The sequence below is a fragment of the Pseudaminobacter soli (ex Li et al. 2025) genome (assembly GCF_029892515.1).
GTDB classification, from domain to species: Bacteria; Pseudomonadota; Alphaproteobacteria; order Rhizobiales; family Rhizobiaceae; genus Pseudaminobacter; species Pseudaminobacter soli_A.
In genome coordinates this window covers 1-23,903 of record NZ_JARXVF010000011.1, presented here as the reverse complement: position 1 = coordinate 23,903, position 23,903 = coordinate 1, and the positions used below count along the sequence as shown (strand labels likewise).

Annotated in this window: 23 protein-coding genes, 1 tRNA gene and 1 pseudogene; 12 read left to right on the top strand and 13 right to left on the bottom strand. The window is 61.8% G+C overall.

Annotated elements, in window-relative coordinates:
* Nucleotides 1-74: 74 nt before the first annotated feature.
* Complete coding sequence (locus M2281_RS26800) at nt 75-716, bottom strand: hypothetical protein (protein ID WP_280824260.1); 642 nt, start codon at nt 714-716, stop codon at nt 75-77.
* Between the two features lie 539 nt (nt 717-1,255).
* Here M2281_RS26800 and M2281_RS26795 point away from each other — a divergent pair.
* Nucleotides 1,256-1,651, top strand: coding sequence for a hypothetical protein (locus M2281_RS26795; RefSeq protein WP_280824259.1), 396 nt, complete (start codon nt 1,256-1,258; stop codon nt 1,649-1,651).
* Nucleotides 1,652-1,706: 55 nt separating this feature from the next.
* Here the strand turns inward: M2281_RS26795 and M2281_RS26790 are convergent, their stop codons facing one another.
* On the bottom strand, nt 1,707-3,410 hold the full coding sequence (locus M2281_RS26790; protein WP_280824258.1) for a Na/Pi cotransporter family protein: 1,704 nt from the start codon (nt 3,408-3,410) through the stop codon (nt 1,707-1,709).
* A 685-nt stretch (nt 3,411-4,095) separates the two neighbouring features.
* Here M2281_RS26790 and M2281_RS26785 point away from each other — a divergent pair.
* On the top strand, nt 4,096-4,476 hold the full coding sequence (locus M2281_RS26785; protein ID WP_280824257.1) for a nuclear transport factor 2 family protein: 381 nt from the start codon (nt 4,096-4,098) through the stop codon (nt 4,474-4,476).
* A 62-nt stretch (nt 4,477-4,538) separates the two neighbouring features.
* Here the strand turns inward: M2281_RS26785 and M2281_RS26780 are convergent, their stop codons facing one another.
* From M2281_RS26780 to M2281_RS26760, 5 genes are all read right to left on the bottom strand, one after another.
* Nucleotides 4,539-6,632 carry an ATP-dependent helicase gene (locus M2281_RS26780; RefSeq protein WP_280824256.1) on the bottom strand — a complete coding sequence of 698 codons (2,094 nt, stop codon included), beginning with the start codon at nt 6,630-6,632 and terminating at the stop codon, nt 4,539-4,541.
* 70 nt (nt 6,633-6,702) lie between these two features.
* Nucleotides 6,703-8,061 (bottom strand): sensor histidine kinase, encoded by a 1,359-nt coding sequence (locus tag M2281_RS26775; protein WP_280824255.1) that lies wholly within the window; start codon nt 8,059-8,061, stop codon nt 6,703-6,705.
* Nucleotides 8,048-8,725 carry a winged helix-turn-helix domain-containing protein gene (locus M2281_RS26770; protein ID WP_280824254.1) on the bottom strand — a complete coding sequence of 226 codons (678 nt, stop codon included), beginning with the start codon at nt 8,723-8,725 and terminating at the stop codon, nt 8,048-8,050. The genes M2281_RS26775 and M2281_RS26770 overlap by 14 nt, the downstream gene beginning before the upstream one ends.
* Before the next feature lie 96 nt (nt 8,726-8,821).
* Nucleotides 8,822-9,616: a COG4705 family protein gene (locus M2281_RS26765; protein ID WP_280824253.1), complete on the bottom strand. Its 795-nt coding sequence runs from the start codon at nt 9,614-9,616 to the stop codon at nt 8,822-8,824.
* Nucleotides 9,617-9,667: 51 nt separating this feature from the next.
* Nucleotides 9,668-9,931: a hypothetical protein gene (locus M2281_RS26760; protein WP_280824252.1), complete on the bottom strand. Its 264-nt coding sequence runs from the start codon at nt 9,929-9,931 to the stop codon at nt 9,668-9,670.
* 255 nt (nt 9,932-10,186) lie between these two features.
* Here M2281_RS26760 and M2281_RS26755 point away from each other — a divergent pair, with 255 nt between their 5' ends.
* The 4 genes from M2281_RS26755 to M2281_RS26740 all read left to right on the top strand — a co-directional run bounded on the left by M2281_RS26755 (nt 10,187) and on the right by M2281_RS26740 (nt 14,760).
* On the top strand, nt 10,187-10,774 hold the full coding sequence (locus M2281_RS26755; protein WP_280824251.1) for a hypothetical protein: 588 nt from the start codon (nt 10,187-10,189) through the stop codon (nt 10,772-10,774).
* The gene (locus tag M2281_RS26750) at nt 10,738-11,439 is read left to right on the top strand and encodes an ABC transporter ATP-binding protein (protein ID WP_280824250.1); all 702 of its coding nucleotides are present in this window, start codon (nt 10,738-10,740) and stop codon (nt 11,437-11,439) included. Before M2281_RS26755 ends, M2281_RS26750 begins: the two co-directional genes overlap by 37 nt.
* 67 nt (nt 11,440-11,506) lie before the next feature.
* On the top strand, nt 11,507-12,115 hold the full coding sequence (locus tag M2281_RS26745) for an ABC transporter ATP-binding protein (protein WP_280824249.1): 609 nt from the start codon (nt 11,507-11,509) through the stop codon (nt 12,113-12,115).
* Complete coding sequence (locus M2281_RS26740) at nt 12,112-14,760, top strand: ABC transporter permease (protein ID WP_280824248.1); 2,649 nt, start codon at nt 12,112-12,114, stop codon at nt 14,758-14,760. The genes M2281_RS26745 and M2281_RS26740 overlap by 4 nt, the downstream gene beginning before the upstream one ends.
* A gap of 125 nt (nt 14,761-14,885) precedes the next feature.
* On the opposite strand, the gene M2281_RS26735 is transcribed toward M2281_RS26740, so the two are convergent.
* From M2281_RS26735 to M2281_RS26720, 4 genes are all read right to left on the bottom strand, one after another.
* Nucleotides 14,886-15,089, bottom strand: coding sequence for a DUF680 domain-containing protein (locus M2281_RS26735; protein ID WP_280824247.1), 204 nt, complete (start codon nt 15,087-15,089; stop codon nt 14,886-14,888).
* A gap of 1,198 nt (nt 15,090-16,287) precedes the next feature.
* Nucleotides 16,288-17,136: a pirin family protein gene (locus tag M2281_RS26730; protein WP_280824246.1), complete on the bottom strand. Its 849-nt coding sequence runs from the start codon at nt 17,134-17,136 to the stop codon at nt 16,288-16,290.
* A 47-nt stretch (nt 17,137-17,183) separates the two neighbouring features.
* Nucleotides 17,184-17,561, bottom strand: coding sequence for a DoxX family protein (locus M2281_RS26725; RefSeq protein WP_280824245.1), 378 nt, complete (start codon nt 17,559-17,561; stop codon nt 17,184-17,186).
* Between the two features lie 30 nt (nt 17,562-17,591).
* Entirely contained in the window at nt 17,592-18,218 is a 627-nt protein-coding gene (locus M2281_RS26720; RefSeq protein ID WP_280824244.1) for an FMN-dependent NADH-azoreductase, read from the bottom strand.
* A 317-nt stretch (nt 18,219-18,535) separates the two neighbouring features.
* Here M2281_RS26720 and M2281_RS26715 point away from each other — a divergent pair, with 317 nt between their 5' ends.
* Nucleotides 18,536-19,477 carry a LysR family transcriptional regulator gene (locus tag M2281_RS26715; RefSeq protein ID WP_280824243.1) on the top strand — a complete coding sequence of 314 codons (942 nt, stop codon included), beginning with the start codon at nt 18,536-18,538 and terminating at the stop codon, nt 19,475-19,477.
* A gap of 161 nt (nt 19,478-19,638) precedes the next feature.
* Here the strand turns inward: M2281_RS26715 and M2281_RS26710 are convergent, their stop codons facing one another.
* Nucleotides 19,639-20,952, bottom strand: coding sequence for a hypothetical protein (locus M2281_RS26710; RefSeq protein WP_280824242.1), 1,314 nt, complete (start codon nt 20,950-20,952; stop codon nt 19,639-19,641).
* Between the two features lie 755 nt (nt 20,953-21,707).
* Between M2281_RS26710 and M2281_RS26705 the strand changes: the two genes are divergently transcribed.
* The 5 genes and pseudogenes from M2281_RS26705 to M2281_RS26685 all read left to right on the top strand — a co-directional run bounded on the left by M2281_RS26705 (nt 21,708) and on the right by M2281_RS26685 (nt 23,465).
* A complete protein-coding gene (locus tag M2281_RS26705) occupies nt 21,708-22,298 on the top strand; it encodes a class I SAM-dependent methyltransferase (protein WP_280824241.1) in 591 nt (196 codons plus the stop codon).
* A gap of 7 nt (nt 22,299-22,305) precedes the next feature.
* The gene (locus M2281_RS26700) at nt 22,306-22,569 is read left to right on the top strand and encodes a DedA family protein (RefSeq protein WP_280824240.1); all 264 of its coding nucleotides are present in this window, start codon (nt 22,306-22,308) and stop codon (nt 22,567-22,569) included.
* The gene (locus tag M2281_RS26695; RefSeq protein ID WP_280824239.1) at nt 22,569-22,805 is read left to right on the top strand and encodes a hypothetical protein; all 237 of its coding nucleotides are present in this window, start codon (nt 22,569-22,571) and stop codon (nt 22,803-22,805) included. Before M2281_RS26700 ends, M2281_RS26695 begins: the two co-directional genes overlap by 1 nt.
* Before the next feature lie 20 nt (nt 22,806-22,825).
* A pseudogene (locus M2281_RS26690) lies at nt 22,826-23,035 on the top strand (recombinase family protein); the annotation flags it as partial.
* Between the two features lie 55 nt (nt 23,036-23,090).
* On the top strand, nt 23,091-23,465 hold the full coding sequence (locus tag M2281_RS26685) for a hypothetical protein (protein ID WP_280824361.1): 375 nt from the start codon (nt 23,091-23,093) through the stop codon (nt 23,463-23,465).
* Nucleotides 23,466-23,626: 161 nt separating this feature from the next.
* On the opposite strand, the gene M2281_RS26680 is transcribed toward M2281_RS26685, so the two are convergent.
* Nucleotides 23,627-23,703: transfer RNA gene (locus M2281_RS26680), tRNA-Met, on the bottom strand.
* Nucleotides 23,704-23,903 lie beyond the last annotated feature (200 nt).

The following is a 23,903-nucleotide window of genomic DNA, read 5'->3' as shown; positions in this document are numbered from 1 at the left end:
AGCGGTAGCGCACGGGCTCGTTGTGGCCCGACAATTCATTGGCTCCGATAGTTCGAAGAAGTTGTGGCGGTTTGTCAGCCCTTCACGATCATGCTCCCGGCAAGACGCCCCGCCACCGGCTTGACCCACCCATCCGGGGACAGCAACAGCCAATCGGCTACGGCCCATATCAGGCAACAGCACATGAAGCTCAGAGAGAGCAGCAGGCTCTGCATGCTTTCCAGCAGCGCAAGCTCCCGCCAGAGTGCAGCCACACCTGCGAGGACTGCGGGCGCCCGGCTTATCAGGACCAGATCCTTGCAGAGGTCGGCAAGGCGGGCTTGGACGAAGGATCCTTGCCACATTGCCGTACCGCCCAAGGCACTGCCGAATTTCCCCGCTGCGTGCAGAACGCCAGCCGAAGCCGCAAGCCAAGGATTGCCCATCATGATCAATCCGGTCCCAAGAAGGATTGCGCCGATGCCGGATAGCAGATCGCCTTGTCGATTGAGACTGGGATTGGGCGGAGCGCCGTTCGACCAGGCCTTCGTGTAGACGAGGCCGCCCCAGAAAAACACGACGGTGGCAGCGGTCAGTGCCGCCGCCGCTGGGCTTCCCGCAACATGAGCAATGCCGCGGTCCCACAGCGTGGCCTCGTCGTCGTGGCTAACATTCGCCGCGAGCGCGACGCCAAGTCCGACGATGAAGCCGAGTGAATTGCCCAAATTGTAGAGCATGCCGGGATCTCGCATGCGGCTCCCGATCCGCTGGTCAGCGCCACTATCGGCCATCTCGGCACCGAATGGCCACTAGGAGCACAACATCAGCGGTAAGCTGCAAGAGCGGTCGGGCGTCGTTCGGTGATAGCGCAGGTTTCCTTGTAATCGACACGTCTAGACGCAATTTTTCCTCCTTGGAATTTGCCCGTCAGGCGATGGATGACACGCAACTGTTGCGCCAATATTTGATTTCACTAGGAGTAATTCGCTAGCATCTACCATCCGATACCGGGCGAACATTGTTGCCCGGAGAATCGCTTACTTATTCTTATTTAGCGCCCGGACTTGGCACCGAGTTGCGTTTAACCCGGCTTGAACGGGCCTTGCTGCTCAACCATCAGGCGCCTGATAGCGTGGAACATCTGTGTTCGCCATGCGTTCCCCCAGGAACGTCCGAAATGGGGCCAACCCTCGCGATCATCGCCTAGAGGCCCATCCCTCCATCCACGATCATCGCAGGCATTGAGCTCTACGGACAATTTCCTTTGGAGAAGACGATGAGACGCTATCTCTCGATACTCGCATGCTCAGGATTGCTGAGCCTTGGAGCACTCTACGGCGCCCCCGCTCTTGCCGGGAGCGTTCACACTTCTGGCATTGCTCCGCCGGCCGCCACCGCGACTAGCGGCCTGCAGCTCGCCCGCGGCGGTGGACATGGCGGCGGCTTTGGCGGCGGCGGTTTCGAGCATGGCGGAGGCGGAGGTGGGTTCCACGGCGATGGCGGCTTCCACGGCATGAACGGGCCCCACGACATGGGCCACTTCCATGGCGAACGCCATTTCCACAACCGAAACTTTGACAACGGTGGTGGCGGCGGCTTCTATGGGTTCGGGTATCCTTACTGCGACCCGAATTACGGCCCGTGCTATCCTGGATATTATCCGGGATATTAAATGTGACCGATCAGGTCGGCCGCTCGTTGTGGTTTCGCCGAGGCGCGGCACTGCGTCATCGGCTCGTAGCGCTGGCTCCGTGAGCTGATACCTCGGGGCCAGGATCGTTGTGCTCGCCGCGGCCAAGGAGATGCGCGGCCGAACGCCAGGCATGATGCGCGATCCGGTCGAGCCGTCGGGCAGTGTCGATCCGTGCGAAGGCATCCGTAGCGGTCAGCTTTCCTGGCGCGACCGCAGCAAGGGTTACGGCGCGATGGTCCAGTTGCAGGGCGTCGAGTTCCCTTGCCGCACACCCTGCCTCAGCGAGCGCTGCGGCGACCTCGGGAGAAATGCTCCAACCGATGGGTTCGGCCCGCGCACTCAACGCGGACTCCGACGTGATCGAGCGACCAATCGCCTGTGCCGCGCACATGGCCTGCGCACACAGTTCGGCGATGCGAAGGTCATCGGGGGCTCTGGCCATCGGTCGGGGGATCTGGCCATCAGCCACGACTTCCACGAAGCGCGACGCGCGATCGAGCGCATGCAGCGTGCTCGTCAAGTGGTGTCGTTCGGCCTCGGTCTCGGGCGGCTCCTCCAGTTCGGATAGAAAATCCCGCACCTGCTCCAGCGCGGCGGCGGCCGCCTTGGTGTCGTGCGCAACGTGGCCGGGCCTGCCGGAAAGTCCCGCGGACACCGAGGCGGCAGTGGTCGCAAGGACATCAGCCACGACACGTCGGGCGGTCTCGACTGCGATCACCGGACTGGCGAGCACGCTTGGATCAAGCGCGCGCTGAAGCGCCGTCTGCCTGGAAGGCACAAGCCGCTCCACTGTGCGGGTGAACCACTGCGTCGCCGGAAGGAGCACTGCTACCCCCACGACGTTGTAGGCCGTGTGATAGGCGGCCAGGAGCGTCATCCCGTCGACCGACGCGGCCAACGCCTTCATCAGCGCCGCGGTGAACGGAAAGGCTACTATCGCAATGAGCGCCGCAATCACCTTGAACAGCACATAGGCGAGGGCGAGCCGCTTCGCCGTCGCGCTGGCACCGATCGCTGCCAATGCCGAGCTCGTCGCCGTCCCGACATTCTGGCCGATGATCAGCGCCGCGCCCTGCTCCAGGCTCACTGCCCCGGCGTAGAAAGCCGAGAGGGTGACGGCGATGGCAGCCGTCGAGGACTGCATGACCGCTGTCATCGCCAAGCCGACGACAATCAGGGTCATGAGGCCGACTGTCCCTGCGCCCCAGCCAACCTCCGGCGCGCCCAGCACCGCGGGGAGATCAGACGGATGCAGGCTCTCGGCAAGGCCCCCCATGCCCTGCTGGAGCGTCGTCAGCCCGTAGAGGACCAGCGCGAAACCGGCGAGCGCGCCGCCCGCCGCCGCGATCCGCCTGCTCCCCAGCAACTTGGCCAGTGCGCCGATGAAGATCATCGGCAACGCATAGTTCGAAAGCGAAACGCGCACCCCCACCAGCGCCACGAGCCAGCCCGTGCCCGTCGTGCCGACATTGGCGCCGAACACTAGGCCGAGCCCCTGCGGGAAGCTCAAAAGCCCTGCGTTGACGAGGCCAATCGTCGTCATCGTCACCGCGCTCGACGACTGCACGAGCAACGTTACGACCGCGCCCCAGAAGGCGCCCGAGAGCGGCGTGGCCGCCGCCTTGGCGAGGACGGTGCGCAGGGCGGATCCCGCCAGCGCCTTCAGGCCGTCGGTCATGACGGCCATGCCGAGCAGGAACAACCCGACGCCGCCGAGAATGGCGATTGCCGTCGACATGCACGTCTCCTCCCTGGGCCCCGAGCTCGTTGGAGTCATAGCGCTGGCCGACCCTATGTCGATAGCCCCCGCTGCCCTCGCGGTTCCGAACCGAAGTCGACATCAAGGCAAGTTGCTCGTTGCCTCCACTTCCTCGCTGCCGAACGCCAGCCGGCGAGCCATCGGCCAGGAGAGGCTCACTCACGACGGGAAGTGGTGTATAGTTGGTCTGTTTTCGCGCCACGGCAAATTGTTGGGCAGGAGTTGAAACGATGGCTGATGCCAAGTCCAAGCTTCAACCGGACACGCCGCTGCTGTCTGCCGATCCACTTTTGAGCTCGGAACCATCCAATTCTTCGGCTGTAGTGGGCTACCCTTGTTGCATTTGCCATGACGCTATCGTCCTTGGCGACGGGGACTGTCGTTCGCGCCGGAATCTACCCGGCTTTGTCCTCGCGCTTCGACTTTTGGCCCGTGGCAACGACGGTGGGCCAGCGTGCCGTCATTGGGCTCGCATTCGATCCCGACGAACGTCCTGCGGCGCCAGACACGGCAGTCGATACCGTTAAGAGCGTTATGGCGCTGGCACCTGATCGTCAGCATTCCCCGGTTAGCCGCAATGCTCGGTCCGAAAGTTGAACCGACAGTGCGAAACTCTGCAGGATGAAGGCCGGCTGCGTGCGCCGAAGATGGGCGGAGGATTGAGATGGAAGACAGCGAAATTCGAGCTGCTCTCGATCGCCATTGGGCGGCCTCCGACGCGAACGAGTTCGAGGCGGAGCATCGGATTTACCGAGAGGACGCGGTGCTCGAGTATCCGCAATCGGGGGAGCGCATCCGCGGTCGGCACAACATTCAGGCATCCCGTTTCGCACAGCCGAACAAGAAACGCTTCATGGTGCGGCGGATACTCGGCTCTGGCGACCTCTGGATCACTGAACTCGTCCTAACCTATGACGGGCAGCCGTCTTACACGGTTAGCATCATGGAGTTTCGGGACGGCCAGGTGGCTCGCGAAACCCAATATTTCGGGGACCCGTTCGAACCAGGCCCGTCGCGGGTTCAATGGGTCGAGCGGACGCCTTGAAACGCAATCATTGCCGCACGGCCAAGCGAATTTGCCGCGGCGACGAGGGTCGGCAATCGACCCTAGCGCCACATGCCGCGCATCTTGGCCTTGAGGTCGACGCGAATGTCGGGCTGCGGTGCGCGACTGCTCGCGGCCTGAGAGGGCGGCGGCCAGGATGTCCGCGTAAATCGGTCGAGGATGTGCTCGGGAATGAAGCGCGTACGCGAGGCGTAGACGTGCTTGTCGCCGCGTGACGCCTGACCGTGGACGAAGAAGCGCTGGGGCGTAATCAGGTGCAGGCTGTCCTTCGCCCGCGTCATGGCGACGTAAAGCAGCCTGCGTTCTTCCTCCAGATCCTCGCGCTCGCCAACGGCAAGATCGCTCGGGATGCAGCCGTCGACGCCATTGAGCACGAAAACCTTGGTCCATTCCTGCCCCTTGGCGGAGTGGATGGTCGAAAGGATCAGGTAGTCCTCGTCGAGATGCGGCGGCCCGGCTTCGTCGCTGGTGGCAGAGGGCGGATCGAGGGTGAGATCGGTGAGGAAACGCTCGCGCGAGGGGTAGCCGGCGGCGATCTGTTCCAGTTGCAGCAAATCGGCCCGCCTCGTCGTGGCTTCCTCGTGGATCCGTTCCAGATGCGGTTCATACCAAAGCCGCACCCGTTCCAGGTCAGCAGGCCATTCCGAGCGGGATCGCAGACCTGAAAAGAGATCGACGAAGCCCGGCCAGTCGGCGTTCGCGCGGGCCGGCGCGCGGAAAAGCTGCAGGCCGAGAACCGGATCGAGCGCCCGCTCCATCGCCTCCATGGCCCCCGCGGCGGCCGACGGGCCGATGCCGGGGAGGAGTTGCATCACCCGGAAGGCCGCGACCCGATCCTTCGGGTTTTCGGCAAAACGCAGCAAGGCGAGCACGTCTTTCACATGAGCAGCGTCGAGGAACTTCAGCCCGCCGAACTTCACAAAGGGGATATTGCGGCGGGTCAGCTCGATCTCCAGGGGACCGGAATGATGCGACGCACGAAACAGCACGCTCTGTTGCTTGAGGGCGATGCCCTCCTCGCGCGTTTCCAGCACCTTGTCAGCGACATAGTTCGCTTGCTCTGCTTCGTCGCGTACGGTCACGAGCAGCGGTTTCTCCGCCGAGCGTCGCTCGGTCCACAGGTTCTTGGTGAAGCGCTCTGGCGCTTCGCTGATCACGGCATTCGCCGCGCCGAGGATCGAATCGGTGGAACGGTAGTTGCGGTCGAGCGTGACGACGCGGGCAGGCTCCGAAAAATGCCCCGGGAAGTCGAGGATGTTGCGCACCTCAGCGGCGCGGAACGAGTAGATCGATTGGGCATCGTCGCCCACAACCGTGAGCCCGCGCCCGTCGGGCTTCAGCGCCAGGAGGATCGAAGCCTGCAGGCGATTGGTGTCCTGATATTCGTCGACAAGGATGTGATCGAAGCGGCTGCCGAGATGCTCGGCGATCGCAGGCTCGGCGCACATCTGCGCCCACCAGAGCAACAGGTCGTCATAGTCGAGGACGTTCTGCGCCTGCTTGGCGTCGACATAGGCCGCAAACAGCTGCTTCAACTCCTCGGCCCAGCCGATGCACCATGGGAAGCTCTTGCCAAGGATCGGCTCCAGCTCGGCCCGTGCATTGACCACGCGCGAGTAGATCGCCAGGCAGGTTCCCTTGGCTGGAAAGCGGCTTTCGGTCTTCGACAGGCCGAGCTCGTGCCGCACCAGGTTCATCAGGTCGGCGGAATCCTCGCGGTCGTGAATGGTGAACGCCGGATCGAGCCCGATCTCCAGCGCATAGTCACGCAACAGCCGCGCCCCGACGGCGTGAAAGGTGCCGGCCCAACTTAGGCCTTCCGTCAACATCGCGGCCTTGTCGCCCATCACCCGCGCCGCGATACGCTCTACGCGGCTTCTCATCTCCGACGCGGCTCGCCGCGAGAAAGTCATCAGCAGAATGCGCCGCGGGTCAGCGCCCTTGACGATCAGATGCGCGACGCGGTGCGCCAGCGTGTTGGTCTTGCCGGACCCAGCGCCCGCGATGACCAGCAGCGGCCCGGCGACCTTGCCTTCCCCATGCTCGACCGCGGCACGCTGCTCGGCATTCAATGCGGCAAGATAATCCTCACCGGGGGCGGTCAGTTCTGGCGAATCGCGAAGGGCAACGTTCATGCTCCGGAATGAACTCTGTTTCCGGTTCGTTCGCAACCGCTGTGAGCTCCTTCAGCTGAGCCTTCCATGGCTACCTCGCTGGGAAAGCAATTCTGACCCTGAGGCCTGGCCGGTTGTCCTCGAGCGAAAGCTCTGCCCCATGCAAGTCGCTGATGGCGCGCACCAGGCTGAGGCCGAGGCCGCTGCCTGGTGTCGTCCGGCTCTTCTCGATCCTGTAGAGCCGTTGAAAAACCCGCTCCCGTTCGGCCGGCGGAATGCCAGGACCATTGTCGGAAACCTCGATGACGACCCTGTCGCCACGATTTTCGACCTTGATTACGATCCTCGTTCCTCGGCCACAGTGCCGAATGGCATTCTCGACCAGATTGGCAAACATCTGCACTAGAAGTTCACGGTCCCCGGAAACGGGGCTTGCCGGCTGCTGTTCGCCAGCGGCGGCCAGGGATTTGCCGTCGTCCTCCGCCACGTCGGCGTAAATCTCAATGATCGAGGCCACCACCTCCTTGAGATCAACCGGCGCGAAGCGGGCCTTGCGCGAACCGACCTCGATCTGTGCGATGCGTAGCAGTGCATCGAAGGTCTCGTTGATGCGGTCGACTTCTGCGCGTGCTTCGTTCAGCTCATCGGCAACCGGTGCACCTCTTTCATCGCTGTCGACGGCGCTCTCGATGGTCAGTTTGAGCCGGTTGAGTGGCGTCTTCAGATCGTGTGCGATATCTGCGCTGACCTGCTTCATGCCTTCGACCAGAGCGGCCAGTCGTTCCAGCGCAGCATTGATCTGGCTGGACACCGCATCGATGTCATCACCGCTGCCAAGCAAGGGGATGCGCGCGTCCAGCCTGCCGTTGGAGACGGCGACCATCGTGTCGGCGATGCGATCGAGACGCCGTTGAACGCGGGAGGCGAGCAAGGCACTGCCGGCGAAGGCAATGGCAACGATGATGCCGAGCGCCCAACCGAAGCTGGTCAGTGCGATCCTCTCGAGGTGATCGGTTTCGGCAAGGCTGACGCCAACGGCCAGCCAGTTGTCGCCCACCTTTCCCGAGACGATACGGTAGCTGCCGTCGCCCGGTATGCCGAGATCGGCGGCCGGCAATGTCGTGATGCCTGCCGGCATGGATGTCATGGCGAAGTTGCCGGCCAGCGTCTTGCCGGACCGATCCAGCAATACAAAGATCCTGTCCTCCGGCTGGGTCAGCCGCGCATAGGTCTCGACCGCGCCGACGAGGTCTTCCAGGTCGCCTTGGCCATAGGTTGCGGCCACCACCGACCATGTCTCGCGCGCCGTGCTGTCCAGTCCGGCGGCAAGGTCGGCCTTCATGATCTGATAGGCGATGACGCCGGTGGACAGGAATGCGAGGATAAACAGGCTGCCGAACGCCGCTGCAAGGCGGAACGGCGTGCTGCGGAACAGGCTAACGCGGCGCATGCAGGCTGTAGCCGGTGTTCCGGAGGGTGTGGAGAAGCTGCGCTTCAAAAGGCTTGTCGATCTTTGCCCGAAGCCGGCTTATGTGGGTCTCGACCACGCTGGTCTTCGGATCGAAATGCAAATCCCACACCCGTTCCAAAAGCATGGTGCGCGTTAGCACGCGTCCTTCGTTGCGCATCAGGACTTCCAGAAGCCTGAATTCGCGCGGCTGCAGATCGATCGCCTGTCCCTGCCGCGTCACCAGTCGCTTCACCAGGTCCAGCTCAAGATCGGCCACCTGCAAGACGGTCTTCTGGTCTTGCACTGGAGGCCGGCGAGCCAGCGCATGAACGCGTGCTAGCAGTTCGGAGAACGCAAAGGGCTTGACCAGATAGTCGTCGCCGCCGGCCTCCAGCCCCTCGACCCGATCGTCGACGCCACCGATCGAGGTCAGGAACAGAACCGGGACCTTCACATTCGCAGCCCGAAGCGCCTTGACCATAGACAAACCATCGAGGCCCGGAATCATCCGGTCCACCACCAGCACGTCGTAGGGCGAGCGCGTTGCCTGGAAAAGCGCATCGCGGCCGTCGACGATGACGTCGCAGGTGTGCCCGGCTTCCGAAAAACCTTTGACCGCGTAATCAGCCGTTTTCTTATCGTCTTCCACGACGAGGATGCGCATGCGCTTCGTCTCTCAGTCCGACCAGGCAAGTCGTTGGCGATAGATATCACTTCATTCGCGCAACGGCGACATTTTCGATTCCGGGCGGTAAGGACTTCAATCGGGCGCGGCCTCGTTGATACTGAGGGCGAGTTGGCCGCGCGGCTTCATCAGCGTCATGTAGCCGATCAACAGGGCGATCCCGGCAAGGAAGATTAAGCTTGTCATCGTTGTGCCGAGACCGAGGCCGCCGTGTTGGCCCGGTTGTGAGAAGAAGTCGCCCAGCGAAGCCCCCACCGGGCGTGTCAGGATGTAGGCGAGCCAGAAACTCAGGATGCTGTTGAGACCAATCAGATAATAGCCGAGAGCAATGATGGCGATGATGCCGCCAAACAAGAGGCCCGTTGCCAGATAGCCGAGCTTGAAGCCCTCGGCGACGAGGTCGCCGGCAGCGGTGCCGAGTGCAAAGGTGAACAGCACGGCAAGCCAGTAGAAGAGCTCCCGCCGTGTCGTGAAGATCGTATGGATGGAAAGCGTCCTCTCGACGAGATACCAAAGCGCGAATGTGGCAGCCAGCGCGAGGCTGAAGACGATGGTCGTCGTCTCAAGGCTAACGCCGAAATTGTCGACCAGATTGTCGGTGACCAACGTGCCCACGACGCTGATCAGGACCACGGCGACCCAGTAGACCCAGGGGACGTATTTCCTCTGCGCAAATTGCAGGACAAGCGCGGCGATCAGCACACCGCTCAAAATCCATGACGTCGTGGAAAGACCCAGCTCCAGGTCCAGGTTCATGTAGTCGGCGGCGGTTTCCCCCACCGTCACGGCAAGCAGCTTTATGAGCCAGAAGTCGAATGTGACCTCAGGTACCTTGTTCTGCATAGGCGCACGATCTGCCGGCGTCGTCATGGATAGTCTCCTCGAAGACGGGGATATCTCGGATGAAATGTTGGGGGACGACTACTTGCCGAGAGCTTTCAATGCCTGGGCAAAGAGTTCGTCGGCGCCGGCATCGTCGTCGGCCTTGCAGCGCTCGAGACCCTGAGATCTTAGATCGTTAGCCTTGGCCTTGTCGGCATCGCCAACCTTGGTGGCCTTGAGAGCAGCGTTGACGTCCTTCAGCATCTTTTCGCACGGAACCGGATTTTCCGCGGCATTGGCCATTGCAGGAAGAACATTGACTGCAGCGATAAGTGAAAGGGCAGCGAGGGAAAGTGCTTTCATGACAGGTTATCCCGTTGGTGTCGGAAAAATGGGTCTTGTAACGGCGAGAGAGTGCCGTCGCGCAAAGCTCTAAAGCTCGAAGGTCAACTCCGCCTGTCCGGCGGCTTACGGTTTGGTAAGGTACGACAATCGCCGATGTCTGAGCGCCTGGCTCCTGAAACCTTACGAAAGCGTATGACGGCGGCGAAGCAAGGGTAAGATCGTGATGTCAAGTTGCACCAAGCGGGGGCGGACCGCCGTGCAAGGAGACATCTCATGTCCTTACCACTGCCAATTGGAACTTCGGTCCTTGCTGGTCTTCTCGTCGCGCTGCCGCCCGCCGTGCCGGTGATCGATGTGGCATTTGCTGCCGAGAAGCCCATTGCGGCCGAGAAGAACCCGCCTGGCGACATTCCCGACAGCCAGGTCTTTATCGACTACGTTTCACCGAAGGACGGGTTTTCGCTGAAAGTCCCGGAGGGTTGGGCGCGCACCGACCGTGCCGACGGGGTGAGCTTCATAGACAAGCTGGACGGCGTGGTCCTGACGCGATCGGACATGTCCCAAGCGCCGACCGTGGACAGCGTAAAGAAGGACTATGTCGGCTCGCTCGAACAGCAAGAGCGGGCAGTAAAGATCGATAGCGTGAAAGCCGTCAAATTGCCGGGCGGCAACGCAATCCGCATAGTCTACAGCTCCAATTCGAGCCCCAATGAAGTGACCAACAAGCAGGTCCGGCTGGAGAATCAGCGCTTCCTCTATTTCAAGGACGGCAAACTGGTCGCACTGGAGCTCTACGCCCCCCTCGGCGCAGACAATGTCGACCAATGGAAGCTGATGTCAGAGTCGTTCCGGTGGCGCTGACCATGGTCGTCCTGGAGGCCCACGAACTCTATCGCTTCTACCACGTTGGCGACGATGAGACTGCAGCCCTGCGGGGGGTGAGCCTTGCCCTGACCCCTGGCGAGATGGTTGCGATCGTCGGACCTTCGGGAAGCGGCAAGTCCACGCTTCTCTCCTGCCTGACGGGGCTCGATGAGCCCGACGGCGGCTATGTGAAGGTCGGGAATATACGAATGACGCGTCGGCCGGAGGCGGAGCGCGCCGCCATCAGAGCCACAAGCTTCGGCATCCTGCTCCAGTCGGCAAACCTCTTTCAGCACCTCACGGTCGCTGAGAACATAACGCTGCCCATGCTGATGGCGGGCGCATTCGACAGTCCGCGCTTGGGTGGGCTTCTTAGTGCTGTCGGGCTCGACGTCCGCGCAAAGGCCTATCCGCGGGAACTTTCCGGCGGCGAGACCGCTCGTGCGGGCCTAGCCGTTGCGCTTGCCACCGATCCTCTCGTGCTGGTTGCCGACGAACCTACCGCCGAGGTCGATCGCCAGACCGAAGCGCGCCTGATGTTCCATCTGGAGGCGCGTCGCGCGGCCGGCAAGACGACACTGCTCGCCACCCACAGCGAAGCTCTGGCAAGTCGCGCCGACCGCATCCTTCATCTCAGGGACGGGAAGATCATCAATGAATGAGCCACTCGTGCTTGCAAACGGCATTTGCCGGAGTTTTCCAAATGGAAGAAATGCCTCGCTGCCGGCCTTGATCGACATCGACTGTCACGTCGACGCCGGCGATCGGGCGGCGCTTGTTGGGGTCTCGGGCAGCGGCAAAACCACACTTCTCCACATTCTCGGCGGGCTCGATGCGCCTACCAGCGGGAGCATTTCCTGGCCTGCATTGGGTGCGCGCGATGAGCTGCTGCTCGGCAAGGTAGCTTTCGTGTTCCAGGCCCCCAGCCTGTTTCCGGCGCTGACCGTCGTGCAGAATGTCGCCTTGCCCCTGCTGCTGATGGACAAGCAGGTCGATGCAACCGCCAGAGCGCGGGAAATCCTCGCCAAATTTGAACTTTTGGACCTGTCCGAAAAGCTGCCGGAGGAGCTGTCCGGCGGTCAGGCCCAGCGCGTGGCCATGGCGCGGGCCCTCGTGACGGGAGCTCGGCTGATCCTGGCGGACGAACCGACCGGTCAATTGGACAGCAGCACGGCGACCAACCTTTTGGATCTTGTGCTGGACATTATCGACGACACCGATACCGCGCTCGTCATCGCCACACACGATGAGACGGTGGCAGCACGCCTCAACAGGCGCTGGTCGATCGATGCGGGACAACTTCGCAACGATGCCAAGCCGGCAAGGAAAAGCGCATGATCAGGCTCTGGCTGCTCGGCCTGCTTCGTTGCCGGCTTGGCCGCCTCGCCGGGGTAGCCGCAGGCGTCGCCGTCACGGTCGCGTTGCTCGGTACGCTCTCGATGTTCCTCGCCGACAGCAGCAGTTCCATGACGCGCCGGGCCATTGCCGGCGTGCCGATCGACTGGCAGGTGGAAGCGGTTCCCGGCGCGGATCTTGGTGCAATCCGCGAGGCAATCGCCAAGGCAGTTCCAGTTTCCGCGATTCAACAGGTGCTTTACGCCAGTACTGCTGGCCTGGAGGCAAGCGCCGGCGGCACCGTGCAAACGACGGGTCCCGGTAAGGTGATCGCCTTCGATAACGGTTACCTGAAAGAGTTTCCCAAAGAAGTCAGGCTTCTTGCCGGCAGTGCCGATGGCGTTCTGCTCGCACAGCAGACGGCCGCGAACCTGCACGTCGCACCCGGCGATACCGTTTCGATCAAGCGGCTCGGCTTGCCTCCGGAAACCGTCAAAGTCGATGGTGTCGTCGATCTTCCGGACGCCGATGCACTATTCCAGGCAGTGGGCCTGCCACCGCAGGCAGCGCCCCAGGCGCCGCCTGACAATGTGGTGATCCTGCCGGTGGCGGAATGGCAACGCATTTTTGCCCCTCAGCAGGCAGCGCGCCCGGATACCACGCGTGTGCAATTTCATGTCCGGCTCGACCATGATGGATTGCCCTCACGCCCCACCGAGGCATGGAACCAAGTGGCGGGCGCGGCCAAGAATCTTGAAGCTCGCGTAGCCGGGCTGGCCATGGTGGCCAACAATCTGGGGGCGCGGCTGGATGCCGTGCGTGGCGACGCACTTTACGCGACGGTGCTGTTTCTGTTCCTCGGCGTGCCAGGCGTCACGCTGGCTGCCATCTTGACCTTCGCCGTGACGGCCACTGGCGCTGGCCGTCGCCAGTCGGAACAGGCTCTTCTGAGGGTACGGGGCGCAAGCGCTGGTCGCATCCTCGGCTTGCAAGCGGCGGAGGCGATGCTGGTTGGCGGCGTCGGGGCGACTCTCGGCGTCGGAACCGCGATGCTGTTTTCCTATTTCCTGTTCGATTCAAACGCGTTCAATTTGGCTCTACCGCTTGCGCTGTCGGCACTTGCCGGATTGCTGCTGGCGCTGGCGGCATATCTTTATCCGGCTTGGCGCGACTTGCGCGGGCGAAGCGTGAGTTCTGCGCGGCGTCTCGTAGGTCGCGGCCGTACCTCCTTGTGGAAGCGGCTCTGGCTCGACGTTCTGTTGCTGGCCGGCTCGCTTCTGCTCTTCTGGCAGTTGGCCAGCACGGGCTATCAAGTCGTACTTGCCCCCGAAGGCGTGGCCGCCACTGCCGTCGACTACAGCGCCTTCATCGCGCCTGCGCTTTTCTGGATCGGCGCCGTCCTGCTGACGATACGCCTGTGCGGCATGGTCATCGCCGGAAACGGCCGAACCCTGCAGGCGCTGCTCAGACCCGTTGCCGGACGGCTCACGCCAGTCGTTTCGGCCGCACTGTCGCATCAGAGTGGCCGGATCACGATCGGCATCGCCATGACGGCGCTTGCCGTGTCCTTCGCCTTGTCCACCGCCGTCTTCAACACGACCTACAACGCCCAGGCGCGTGTAGACGCCGAACTGACCAACGGCGCGGACGTCACCGTCTTCGGCACGGCAGCCAATCCGGCCGGAGCCAAGCTCGACCTGCTGGCTGCCGTTCCGGGCGTGGCGGGAATCCAGCCCATGCAGCACCGCTTCGCTTATGTCGGCACGGACCTGCAGGATCTCTATGGCATCGAGCCGAAATCGATTGGCAAGGCAACGGCACTCTCGGATGCCTATTTCTCGGGCGGCAGCGCTTCAGAACTGCTCGCCAATCTGGCCGAGACACCCAATGGTGTGCTCGTATCGGAAGAGACCGTGCAGGATTTTCAGCTTACGGTCGGCGATACGATCAATCTGAGGCTGATGAACGCGGCCGACAATCAATACCATCCCGTGCCGTTCACCTTCATCGGCGTGGTGCGCGAATTTCCGACGGCACCGAAGGATTCATTTCTGGTCGCCAATGCTTCCTACATCGCTCAGGCGACTGGTTCGGCGGCGAACGAATACGTCTTGATGAAGTCCGAGACCGATCCGGCGTTTCTGGCCCGCGCGGCCGCCAAGGCCCTCGCTGCCGATCCGGGACTTCAGGTCAAGGATGTGGGTTCGGCCGCACACCTCATCGGCTCCAGCCTGACGGCGGTCGACCTGTCGGGGCTGACAAAAATCGAACTTACCTTCGCCCTTGGCATGGCCGTCGCCGCGGCCGGACTGATGCTGGGCCTGGGATTTGTCGATCGCCAGCGCAGCTTTGCGATCCTGTCGGCGATCGGCGCGAAACCCGGGCAGATCGCCACTTTCCTGTGGAGCGAAGGACTGCTCGTGATCGCCGGCGGGCTTGTCTTTGGGGGCCTCACAGGCCTTACCATGGCCTGGATGCTCGTCAAACTGCTGACCGGCGTGTTCGACCCACCGCCAGAAATGCTCTTTTTCCCGGCGGCCTACCTCGTAGCGTTGCTTACGCTGCTCCTGGTCTCCATCGCAGCGGCGATCATTCTCGTGAACCGAACAGGCAAGGCCAGGGAAACAGAACTGCTGCGGGAACTATAGGATCTCTCGTAATCGGGCTGGCTGAGAGTGCCAACTATGCCGACCTCGGCCTTGCTCGACGTTCCACCGTCAAATGCAGAGCGGCGGGACAAGCCCGCCGCTTTGAAGGTTAGGCACTGGACCGATCAGCGACCGAACAGGTTGCGGTCGCTGCCGCGGGCCTCAAGCTTCTGGACAGCTACGTCCGACTTCTTGATCGAGGCAGTGTGTGTGCTGTCGACCTTGGCGGCAGCCGGCCGGCTTGTGTTGGCCGGGGCGGCGTCGTGATCGGCGAAAGCAGTACCCATGCTGACGAGGACGGCGGCGGCGGTGAGAGCGATCTTGGTCATTTTAAATACTCCTGTTTTCGAGCGTTGGTTGTTTCGGAGGTCGGCTTTCGTGGCTGTCTCCGTGTTTGCAACCCAGATATGACGCCTATTGATGCATCGGAGTAGACTATATTATTAGATGAGATATATCTGGATAAACGATAGATTTGGAGCTATCAACCTCGGTTCGAGCTGCGATGGACGCAGATTGCGTCGCCATAGTGTGGGTCAGGTGCATTTGAGGCGACCGTGTCCCGACCGCGCCGGGCGCGGCACTTGCAAAATGAGGAGCAGACGCTGTTGGGTGCCGCTGGTCTGGGCATGCGCTTCCTGACCAAGTAGACCTGTAGAGACACGTATGGCCACTCTCGCCGCTACGGCACGGCCTGACGTTTTGCTGCGTGGACGGCACGGAGAGACGCGCCGGCTTAACAAAGTCAGCCAAGCAATGATGATGAAGGGAAGCGATTGGCTCATACACGCAGATCGCGTCACCGATGCACCGCCTCAGGCGACAGCGCGTGAACCCAACCTTGCGCGAACCTCCCTGCGCACGCCCCACTGATGACGGAGCGCACAAAGTCCGCTGAAGCTTGAGAGTATGCGAAGATCCCGCTGCGCTCTCGGCTGCAAGTTCGCAGCGGCTGGTCGTCGACTCACGATCGACAAGCTCGAAAGATCCTGCGAACAGCTCGGATGTCGGGAGGATGCTGTCATCCCTCGGGTCAGGGTGACAGCAATGCCACTGGCATTGATCGTCGTGAGCGCTCTGGCAGGTCGGGACGAGGAAATGCAAAGGAGCGATTAACTCGGCAGTATTAACGCCAGACACCGCCGAGAATTGAAAGCGTGTTCGTGTGTCGGAAAGACCGACGAGAACACCGGCATCGAAAGCCCCATCAGTGCCTCCACCCGAAAGTGCGATCTCGCCGTCGATAGCGACCGGAGGGCGGAGCAATGTCAGACTGGAATCGTCGGCGAAGTACCGCAAGTCAGGCCAGCCCAGGACAGTGGGCCTGGCAGCTTGCATGGCGGTTAAGGGTATCCGCAAAAGCGGACCGCAGCCGTAAACAAAAAAGGCTGGAAACCAGCCATTTCGTTCCCGAAAATTTGTCGTGCCACCATCAGCCGTTCGACGCCTTCCGACTCGCCTCCCCCTCAGGCGAAGACGTGCTTCGACATCTCCGGCCCACAGGACCGGAGATGTCGTACGCTTGGCTCATGCATAAAGGTCCCGAACTTCAGCGATACGTGCTTCGCCGGCCTTCAGAGCCTTCTCGGATGTGTGCACCGAGTAGTAGCCGAGGACCAAGTCGTGCGGATGCGGCACTGCTGAACCCAGCACGAAGGTTGCGCCATCGGCACCAGCGCGCAACATGATTGCCGCATCGCTCCTGTCGAACACGATCATGTCGCCAGCGGTATAGATGCCCTCACCGGACATGCTGCCGTGCGACACGGCAAGCCAGCCAACTTTGTGGCCGAAGGGCGTCTCGTAGACCCACTCCTCACCTGGAGCGAGGGTGACAAGCAGGTAGTTGATCCCGTCAAAGGAGCGCACGGGGCTGACCTCGCCCTGATAGGCACCGACGATCAGACGCGCCGGGCCAACCTCGGGTATCTGCTTCGATTCCACGAACTGCCACTCGGGCGAACTCGCTTCGAGTGCCGCGGGCAAGGCCACCCAGAGTTGAAAACCCTTGAACCGCGGCGAGCTGCCCGACTGATATTCGTCGCCGTGCCAGATCCCGCTGCCCGCACGCATCCATTCCACGCCGCCGTAGTCGAGCGTCCCGGTGCCCCATTTGCCCTTGTCGAAGCGAAGATTGCCCTCGGTGAGCACGGTAACGGTGGCAATTCCAGAATGTGGATGAAGGTTCATGCCTCGGGCGACGGAAGAGTCGGAATCCACCAGATCAAGAAAAACGAAGGGCTTCAGAAGCTGGCCGAGATCCGAGGGGCTCATCAGGCGGACGATGGGACCGCGTCCCGATCCACGGGTTCGCTCGACTACTTTGCGTTCGGCACGAGCGGATACCGATTGTACGACTGCAAGATTGCTTGTCATCGCATTGATACTCCAATTTAGATTGGTCCGATTGGATCTCGCGCTCACTAGGCGGAAACCCGCTGCCTTGAACGAACAGCCAGCGAGCCGGCACCGGTTGCGGCGAGAAGTGTGAACCCACCGGCAAGCCCAAGATTCTTCATGAGATCCATGGGCATCTGCAGGTGCACGATCAGTGCGGTGGCGACACACCAGGCTGCGAGCAGCAGCCCGACGGTCCTGACCTGGTAACCGGCAATAACGGCCAGCGCTCCGCCGACTTCACAGCTGCCGACTAGATAGGCGAGTAGTGTCGGCGCCGGCAGGTGTAGGCTGCCGAGCATCCCGACGACCCCGGAGGGGTCAGCGAGCTTACCCAGCCCGGTAACGAGGAACAGGATAGCAAGCAGGATGCGTGCGGTGAGCAGGAGGACATCGTTGTTCATCTTGAGTTTCCCTCTTTTGTAAGTCAGCTGTCAGGCAGCGAGTTTCTGAGTTTGCGTGAGCTTGCTTATGTCGGCGCGGGCCGCGGCGAGCGACTGTTCGCGCTGTTCGTCGCCGAGCGCGACACCTTCGGCACGGATGAAGGTGATGTCGTTGACGCCGAAGAAGTTGAAGATGCTGCGCAGATAGGTTTCCTGGTGGTCCAGCGCGGCCATCGCAGTCTCGGCGCCATAGAAACCGCCGCGCGAGGAAGCGATGATCACGTGCTTATCCCCGGCGAGGCCCTGCGGTCCATATTCGGTATAGCGGAACGTCCTGCCGGCAACTGCGAGACGGTCGATCCAGGCCTTCAGCTGGCTTGGTATGCTAAAATTGTACATGGGGGCGCCGACCACGACGATGTCTGCGGCAAGGAACGCCTCAAGTGCGTCGTTGCCGGCCGCGACGTCGTCCGCCAGAGCCGGCGTCTCGGGTGCCGCGCCCTGAGCGGCAGCCAGATGGCGGCCTGTCAGGTGACCGATCGCGTGGGTCGCCAGGTCAAGTCGCTCGACTTCAAGCCCTGGATGAGCCTTCAGCTCGGCTGCTACGATCGCCTCCGAGAGCTGGCGGCTGACTGAGGCCGGGCCGAGGATGCTGGAGTCCACATGGAGAAGTTTCATGATCCGTATTCCTTCCGCGAGTTGAGTTACCAATGACCGCGAAAGTAGATGGCTCGGATAAATCTGCGTAGACGATATTGCTCGATACAATCTATCTTTCCTGCAGATATATCGATGGCTTACCCCCTCCTCAATCTTTGCAGCGCGCCGAAAGCAGACGGCGAAACGGCGGGTTCTCCAGCTGAGAGTGCGAGTTCATCGCAGGTGGACGCAACGCCCCAATCTACCGTTGGCGAGTTTGGTTCCCAAAACCGGACGTGACAGCTGCATCGATGTGACCTAAGGTACAAAGCCCCTTCTATCGTTAGGACAGATGCATGATTGAATCGATTACCCTCGATCAGATGCGAACGCTTGTTGCGGCAGTCGACGAAGGCAGTTTCTCGGCGGCAGGCCGAAAGATCGGACGGGCGCAGTCCGTCGTGAGCCAGACGATTTCCGGATTGGAAACGCAGCTCAAGGTAGTGCTGTTCGAACGCATCGGCCGCTACCCCACTCCGACCGAAGCCGGCGCGGCACTGGCCAATGAAGCGCGGGCAGTGTTGCGTCAGGCTGGCCAGTTCCGGGCCCGAGCCAGGGATCTGGCTAGCGGCATCGAGCCTGAGGTTTCAATTGTGATCGACGCGATGTTCCCAATCGAGATCCTCACGTCCACAGTGACCGATTTCGAGGCCAGCTTTCCTGATACGCAACTCAGGGTCCACGTCGAGAGCCTTGGCGCGGTTATCCAGCCTGTTCTCGACAAGCGCTGCTCATTTGCCGTTTCGGGCGTCGTGCCGCTCTTCCCGCCGGAAGTGGAGCTCGAGCATCTGTTCGCATTCAGGTTGATACTCGTCGCTGCACCAGGCCATCCTCTCGCGCAGCCTCCCGGACCGCTCTCCAGCAAACAGCTTGCCGAGTATGTCCAACTAGTGCTCACCGACAGGTCTTCTTTCTCGGACGGGCAGCAATTCGGCGTGATTGCCCAGAAGACCTGGCGGCTTGCAGACCTCGGCGCAAAGCATGCCTTCCTCAAAGGTGGACTGGGTTGGGGAAGTATGCCGATGTGGATGATTCAGGGCGACCTTTCGGCAGGCCGGCTGGTCGAACTCAACGTGCAGAGTAGTGTCTGGCCTGAGGGCAACCAAATGACGATGTATGCGCTTCATCGACATGATACCCCTCCAGGGCCAGCCGGCCGATGGCTGATCAAGCGTCTGCGGGATAACGTGCTGCAATGTACAACCTTTGATGAGGCGCACGCAGTGCCGTCAGCTTAGGCGAAACAGTTGTTCGGGTGACGCGTGTCGCGGCCGGAGCAATAGGAGCAATCGAATATTCCAACTCGATTCTGTTAGGATCCTATTTTCGCTTCCGACGCCGAATACAAAGGCATCGCAGCATCAAGAGCAAAAGCGGCGCTGTAGGCGTTGCCCTTGTGCTAGAATTGGGGCAGCATTTCGCGCGAAAAATCGGCAAAAGAGGCTGCAGGAAGCGGTCCGGCCGTCATGAGTGTGAAATCGAAGGGTGCACGCACATCCGCGCCCAGAACGTATTGCCTATGCACCCTCAGCGGGTCGTATCTAATTTTCCGATAGTGGTCAGGGGACAGCATGTGCCTTACACGGATAGTAACAACCCGCGGCTGAACCGCATCGTGATGCCCCGCCAAGGCAACTACGCGGGTCTTGTAGAGATGGATCGGGTCTGTCCGACAGTGGATCTCGAACCAGAATATCTCCGGTGCACGGGCAATTGCGCCTATGCGCCTACGCAATACTGTCGCAGAATTAATTAACGAGACCTGCGGGATGGCTCCCCCAAGGGTCGCGAACACGATGCGCTTGCCCTTAAGCACGCCCGGCTTCTCCTCCAGCACCATCGCCAATACATGAGCAGCCACGCTGGAGCCCATGCTATGCGAGCTGACCAAATACTCGTCAGCTTCCTCGTTTAGCGCTGCCCGCACAGATTCCACACGGGCTTGCAGCCACCGATTAATATGGCGGTCATTCAGTCTCGCGAGAGCGACCGCCAGCTCCCAGTCAGAAAACAGATGCAGCGTGTGAAATTTCTCCGACCACGGAAGAAATATGCAGATAAAGAAAATGCAGGCACCGCCGGCACTCAAAACATAGTGAACGGGCTGAAGATTCATCCAATACGGATAAGCAGCGATAGCGACGCTTACTGCGATGGCGAGGATCACCAGCATAAAGGGAAAGATGAAAAACAGCCCGAAACGCCACGCATGCGCGAAGTAGCCCTTGGCGCCGCCTTCCATGACGACACGGGCTCCGCTGAGAAACCCCGAGCCTAGGCGCTTGTAGAGTGACCTTTTGTTCAATCGGGAAACGAGGTCGCTATGGTCCAAGATATAGATGCGGTTAGATGTCCGCCATCCGGAACCTTCGCTGTCGACGTCGAAATAGCGGTCGCGACCATTCGCGTACATCGGGCCGACTTCGATTGCGACGTTCCATAGTCTTGCAGTTTGCTCTGCCGACCGCTTATAGCGCGCGTGATGATCAACCGCACTGAGAGGTTCAAAACCAGGGAAATGGAGCACGACGCGCCTACGGACACGGTACGGCTGATTTGATGCCCGCACCCCAACGATGCTTGCCTCTTGGGTACAGGCCCTCATACGTAGCGCCCTCTGGCGATAGCCAAAGGAGCAATTCTCGTGATTGACGAGCACGATTCCGTCGTATCTGTCGTGGCGCCGTCCACCCGCGACGACATGCTGCGGCAAAGTCCTCTCAATGAAGTCTTCGAAGTACGCTTGAATCGGCCCCGCTCCATCTCACACGCTTCGCCGAAACGACGGTACGACCTGTGATCCGGCAAATTCCAGTCCTCTGTTGAACCTTGTCGTCGGCCATCTCCACGATGGGCAAGACAATCGCGACGACGCCAGCCAGCGGTCTGAACGAGCAGTATTGACGAGTGTTCGGACGGCGCGATCCAGGTCAAGGGCACGAGCCCCCCGCAACGACAGGGGCAGTGGCCTTTGCCGCGGCTCCTGCCGCGCGCCCCAGGGTCAAAGCGGCAATATTCACCACAGGTCGCATGTCGGCTCCGCGATAATCGAGACATGGGCGACGATCATGTTGTGGCAAACCAGGGCCGAGACCATCTCCGGCTTGTCCTCTATCAGCTGTACGCGCATCGCCCCGCTCCGCCTTTCCGTTCCGCCCACATTGCTTCGAACTTCGACCTGCATTGCATCAACCTTACAGAGGCCTCGCCCGCGTCTCCCGGCGAACGACAAGCCGGAAGCGCTGCGTGACAGGCTCCCGCAATCCGTGCGTGGGACACAGTTTCACGATCGATCTGGCCGCCCCGCGAACCATAGGCAGCTGCGGGGTCGTTCGATCGCCCGTTCATGGCGAATGTGTGACAGCCCTCATACTGTGGATGACCCGAGAATGTTATCGCAATTCATCGACCAGCCCACCACGCAGGGTATCGTTCCGGCCGAGCAATCCTCAATCAAGGGAGGCCGCGATGCCGGTCTCTGATGCTCTGGCATTCCTCCGCGCTTGGATCAGCAACCCGCTTCGCGTGGCGGCCGTCGCCCCCTCAGGCAGTGCGGTGGCCTCCCTGATGACCCAGGACATCACGCCCGGAATTGGGCCAATTCTTGAACTCGGCCCCGGAACGGGCCCCTTCACCCAGGCTCTGCTCGAGCGGGGCGTGCCGGAGCAAAACATCACATTGGTGGAATATGATGCGACCTTCGCCCGCCTGCTGGCTCGCCGCTTTCCGCTCGCCCGGGTGCTCCACATGGACGCGGCGGAACTGACGGCGACCGGCCTCTATGCCGGTGCGACGGTCGGCGCGGTGATCAGCGGGCTGGGCATCCTCGCCATGCCTACGGATAAGGCTTCTGCCATTCTCCGCGGTGCTTTCGCCTGCATGGTTCCGGGCGGGGCCTTCTATCAGATCACCTACGGCCCGCGTTGCCCGGTCCCGCAGGCAATTCTCGATCGCCTGGGCCTGAAGGCGGAGCGTACCGGCTGGACCATGCGCAACCTGCCGCCGGCATCGGTCTATCGGATCATGCGGCACCGATCCATCTTGCCGTCAGCGTTGTGAGCTGACCATGGAGATGTCTTCCGCGATCATCGCGATGCTCGGCTTCGGCGTCGCCGGTGTCAGCTGCCTGGCCGTCGCGGAAAAGTTCGTCCCCATCATACCCTCCTATATACTGCTGATGCTGCTGGGCACGGCCGTGACCCGCCGTTCCGACCTCGCGGCCATGGTGGTCGCCACGACGGTCGGCTCGACGATCGGTTCCGTGTGCTGGTATGGGCTCGGGCGAGTGCTCGGTTCGCGGCGGGTCGACCAACGGAAGCGAGGATCGTGATGGCTAAAGACCACATGACGGCCGCCACCCGGCGGCGCTCCGACGCCGATTGCCTGGCGAAAAAGGCGGCAAGACCCCACCCAGCAATTCTGGCGCTCGCCCGGCTGATCGGCCGGCAAATGGCGCGGGAACATCATGCGGCGCGACAGGCCGCCAACGACAACCGCCCCGCTGACCAGGCCAACGCAGCATCGCCGGGCGACAGCGCCGGGCCCGGCATCCCCGACACCAGCTAGACCGCAAGGGAGACCACCGCATGACGACGCGCGTTGCGCTTTACGCCCGCTATTCCTCCGACCAGCAGCGGGAGGCCTCGATCGCGGACCAGTTGCGGCTCTGCCGTGACCATGCCGGGCGTGAAGCCTGGGTGATTGCCGGCAGCTATCAGGATGCCGGCATCTCCGGCGCCAGCCTGGTGCTCAGGCCTGGCATCCAGCAGTCGGTGCGCGACGCGCAAGCCGGGCGGTTCGAGCTGGTGCTGGCCGAGGCGCTCGACCGCATCTCGCGCGACCAGGCCGATATTGCGCGAGCTGGAGCAGCGGGTGCTGGCCGGCCTCGAAGACCGGCTGATGGCGCCGGAGGCAGCAGCGGCGGCGCTGCGCGCCTATGCCGAGGCAACGAACCGGCTCAACCGCGAACGCCGCGCCAACGCCAACGCCTGGAAGCTCATGAAGGTGGAGAAGCAGATCCGCGGCGTCATCGAGGCGATCAAGGCCGGCATGGTCCACGCCAGTATGAAGGCGGAGATGGATAGGCTCGAGGCGCGCAAGGCCGAGCTGGTCGACCTGCTTGCCACTACCCAGCAAGACTCGCCGGACCTGTTGTCAAGTATTTCGGCAGTCTACGCCAAGAAGGTGGCGCAGCTGACCGAGGCGCTCCGGCGCTGCGGACCCTGATCAAGAAGATCGTGTTGACGCCCGGGGCGAAGCGCGGCGCCATCGCGGCGACGCTGTCTGGCGAGTTGGGGCACCCTCATCAATTGGCTCAAGCGCCAAACTTGGGGCAAGCCGCCAAACAAAAACACTCCCGGCGGGGTCCGCGCGGGAGTGTTGATATTTGGTTGCGGGGGTTGGATTTGAACCAACGACCTTCAGGTTATGAGCCTGACGAGCTACCGGGCTGCTCCACCCCGCGTCAAGTATTGTGCAGGCTTGCCTGCGAGTTCCAAAGCAAAGGGCCGCGGTCGATTTCTCGTCGATGCGGCCTGCGGGTCCCGTTGGTGCGGGCCGTGTTCGTTTGGAGAAGATTTAGACATGCATTTGGCAGACCTGGCAGCGACTTACTCTCCCGCGTCTTGAGACGAAGTACCATCAGCGCTGGAGCGTTTCACGGCC

Bases quoted from the DNA above. Each gene is read 5' to 3' on its own strand.
- M2281_RS26800 (WP_280824260.1), bottom strand. From the start codon at position 716: ATGCTCTACAATTTGGGCAATTCACTCGGCTTCATCGTCGGACTTGGC.
- M2281_RS26795 (WP_280824259.1), top strand. From the start codon at position 1,256: ATGAGACGCTATCTCTCGATACTCGCATGCTCAGGATTGCTGAGCCTT.
- M2281_RS26790 (WP_280824258.1), bottom strand. From the start codon at position 3,410: ATGTCGACGGCAATCGCCATTCTCGGCGGCGTCGGGTTGTTCCTGCTC.
- M2281_RS26785 (WP_280824257.1), top strand. From the start codon at position 4,096: ATGGAAGACAGCGAAATTCGAGCTGCTCTCGATCGCCATTGGGCGGCC.
- M2281_RS26780 (WP_280824256.1), bottom strand. From the start codon at position 6,632: ATGAACGTTGCCCTTCGCGATTCGCCAGAACTGACCGCCCCCGGTGAG.
- M2281_RS26775 (WP_280824255.1), bottom strand. From the start codon at position 8,061: ATGCGCCGCGTTAGCCTGTTCCGCAGCACGCCGTTCCGCCTTGCAGCG.
- M2281_RS26770 (WP_280824254.1), bottom strand. From the start codon at position 8,725: ATGCGCATCCTCGTCGTGGAAGACGATAAGAAAACGGCTGATTACGCG.
- M2281_RS26765 (WP_280824253.1), bottom strand. From the start codon at position 9,616: ATGACGACGCCGGCAGATCGTGCGCCTATGCAGAACAAGGTACCTGAG.
- M2281_RS26760 (WP_280824252.1), bottom strand. From the start codon at position 9,931: ATGAAAGCACTTTCCCTCGCTGCCCTTTCACTTATCGCTGCAGTCAAT.
- M2281_RS26755 (WP_280824251.1), top strand. From the start codon at position 10,187: ATGTCCTTACCACTGCCAATTGGAACTTCGGTCCTTGCTGGTCTTCTC.
- M2281_RS26750 (WP_280824250.1), top strand. From the start codon at position 10,738: ATGGAAGCTGATGTCAGAGTCGTTCCGGTGGCGCTGACCATGGTCGTC.
- M2281_RS26740 (WP_280824248.1), top strand. From the start codon at position 12,112: ATGATCAGGCTCTGGCTGCTCGGCCTGCTTCGTTGCCGGCTTGGCCGC.
- M2281_RS26735 (WP_280824247.1), bottom strand. From the start codon at position 15,089: ATGACCAAGATCGCTCTCACCGCCGCCGCCGTCCTCGTCAGCATGGGT.
- M2281_RS26730 (WP_280824246.1), bottom strand. From the start codon at position 17,136: ATGACAAGCAATCTTGCAGTCGTACAATCGGTATCCGCTCGTGCCGAA.
- M2281_RS26725 (WP_280824245.1), bottom strand. From the start codon at position 17,561: ATGAACAACGATGTCCTCCTGCTCACCGCACGCATCCTGCTTGCTATC.
- M2281_RS26720 (WP_280824244.1), bottom strand. From the start codon at position 18,218: ATGAAACTTCTCCATGTGGACTCCAGCATCCTCGGCCCGGCCTCAGTC.
- M2281_RS26715 (WP_280824243.1), top strand. From the start codon at position 18,536: ATGATTGAATCGATTACCCTCGATCAGATGCGAACGCTTGTTGCGGCA.
- M2281_RS26705 (WP_280824241.1), top strand. From the start codon at position 21,708: ATGCCGGTCTCTGATGCTCTGGCATTCCTCCGCGCTTGGATCAGCAAC.
- M2281_RS26700 (WP_280824240.1), top strand. From the start codon at position 22,306: ATGGAGATGTCTTCCGCGATCATCGCGATGCTCGGCTTCGGCGTCGCC.
- M2281_RS26695 (WP_280824239.1), top strand. From the start codon at position 22,569: ATGGCTAAAGACCACATGACGGCCGCCACCCGGCGGCGCTCCGACGCC.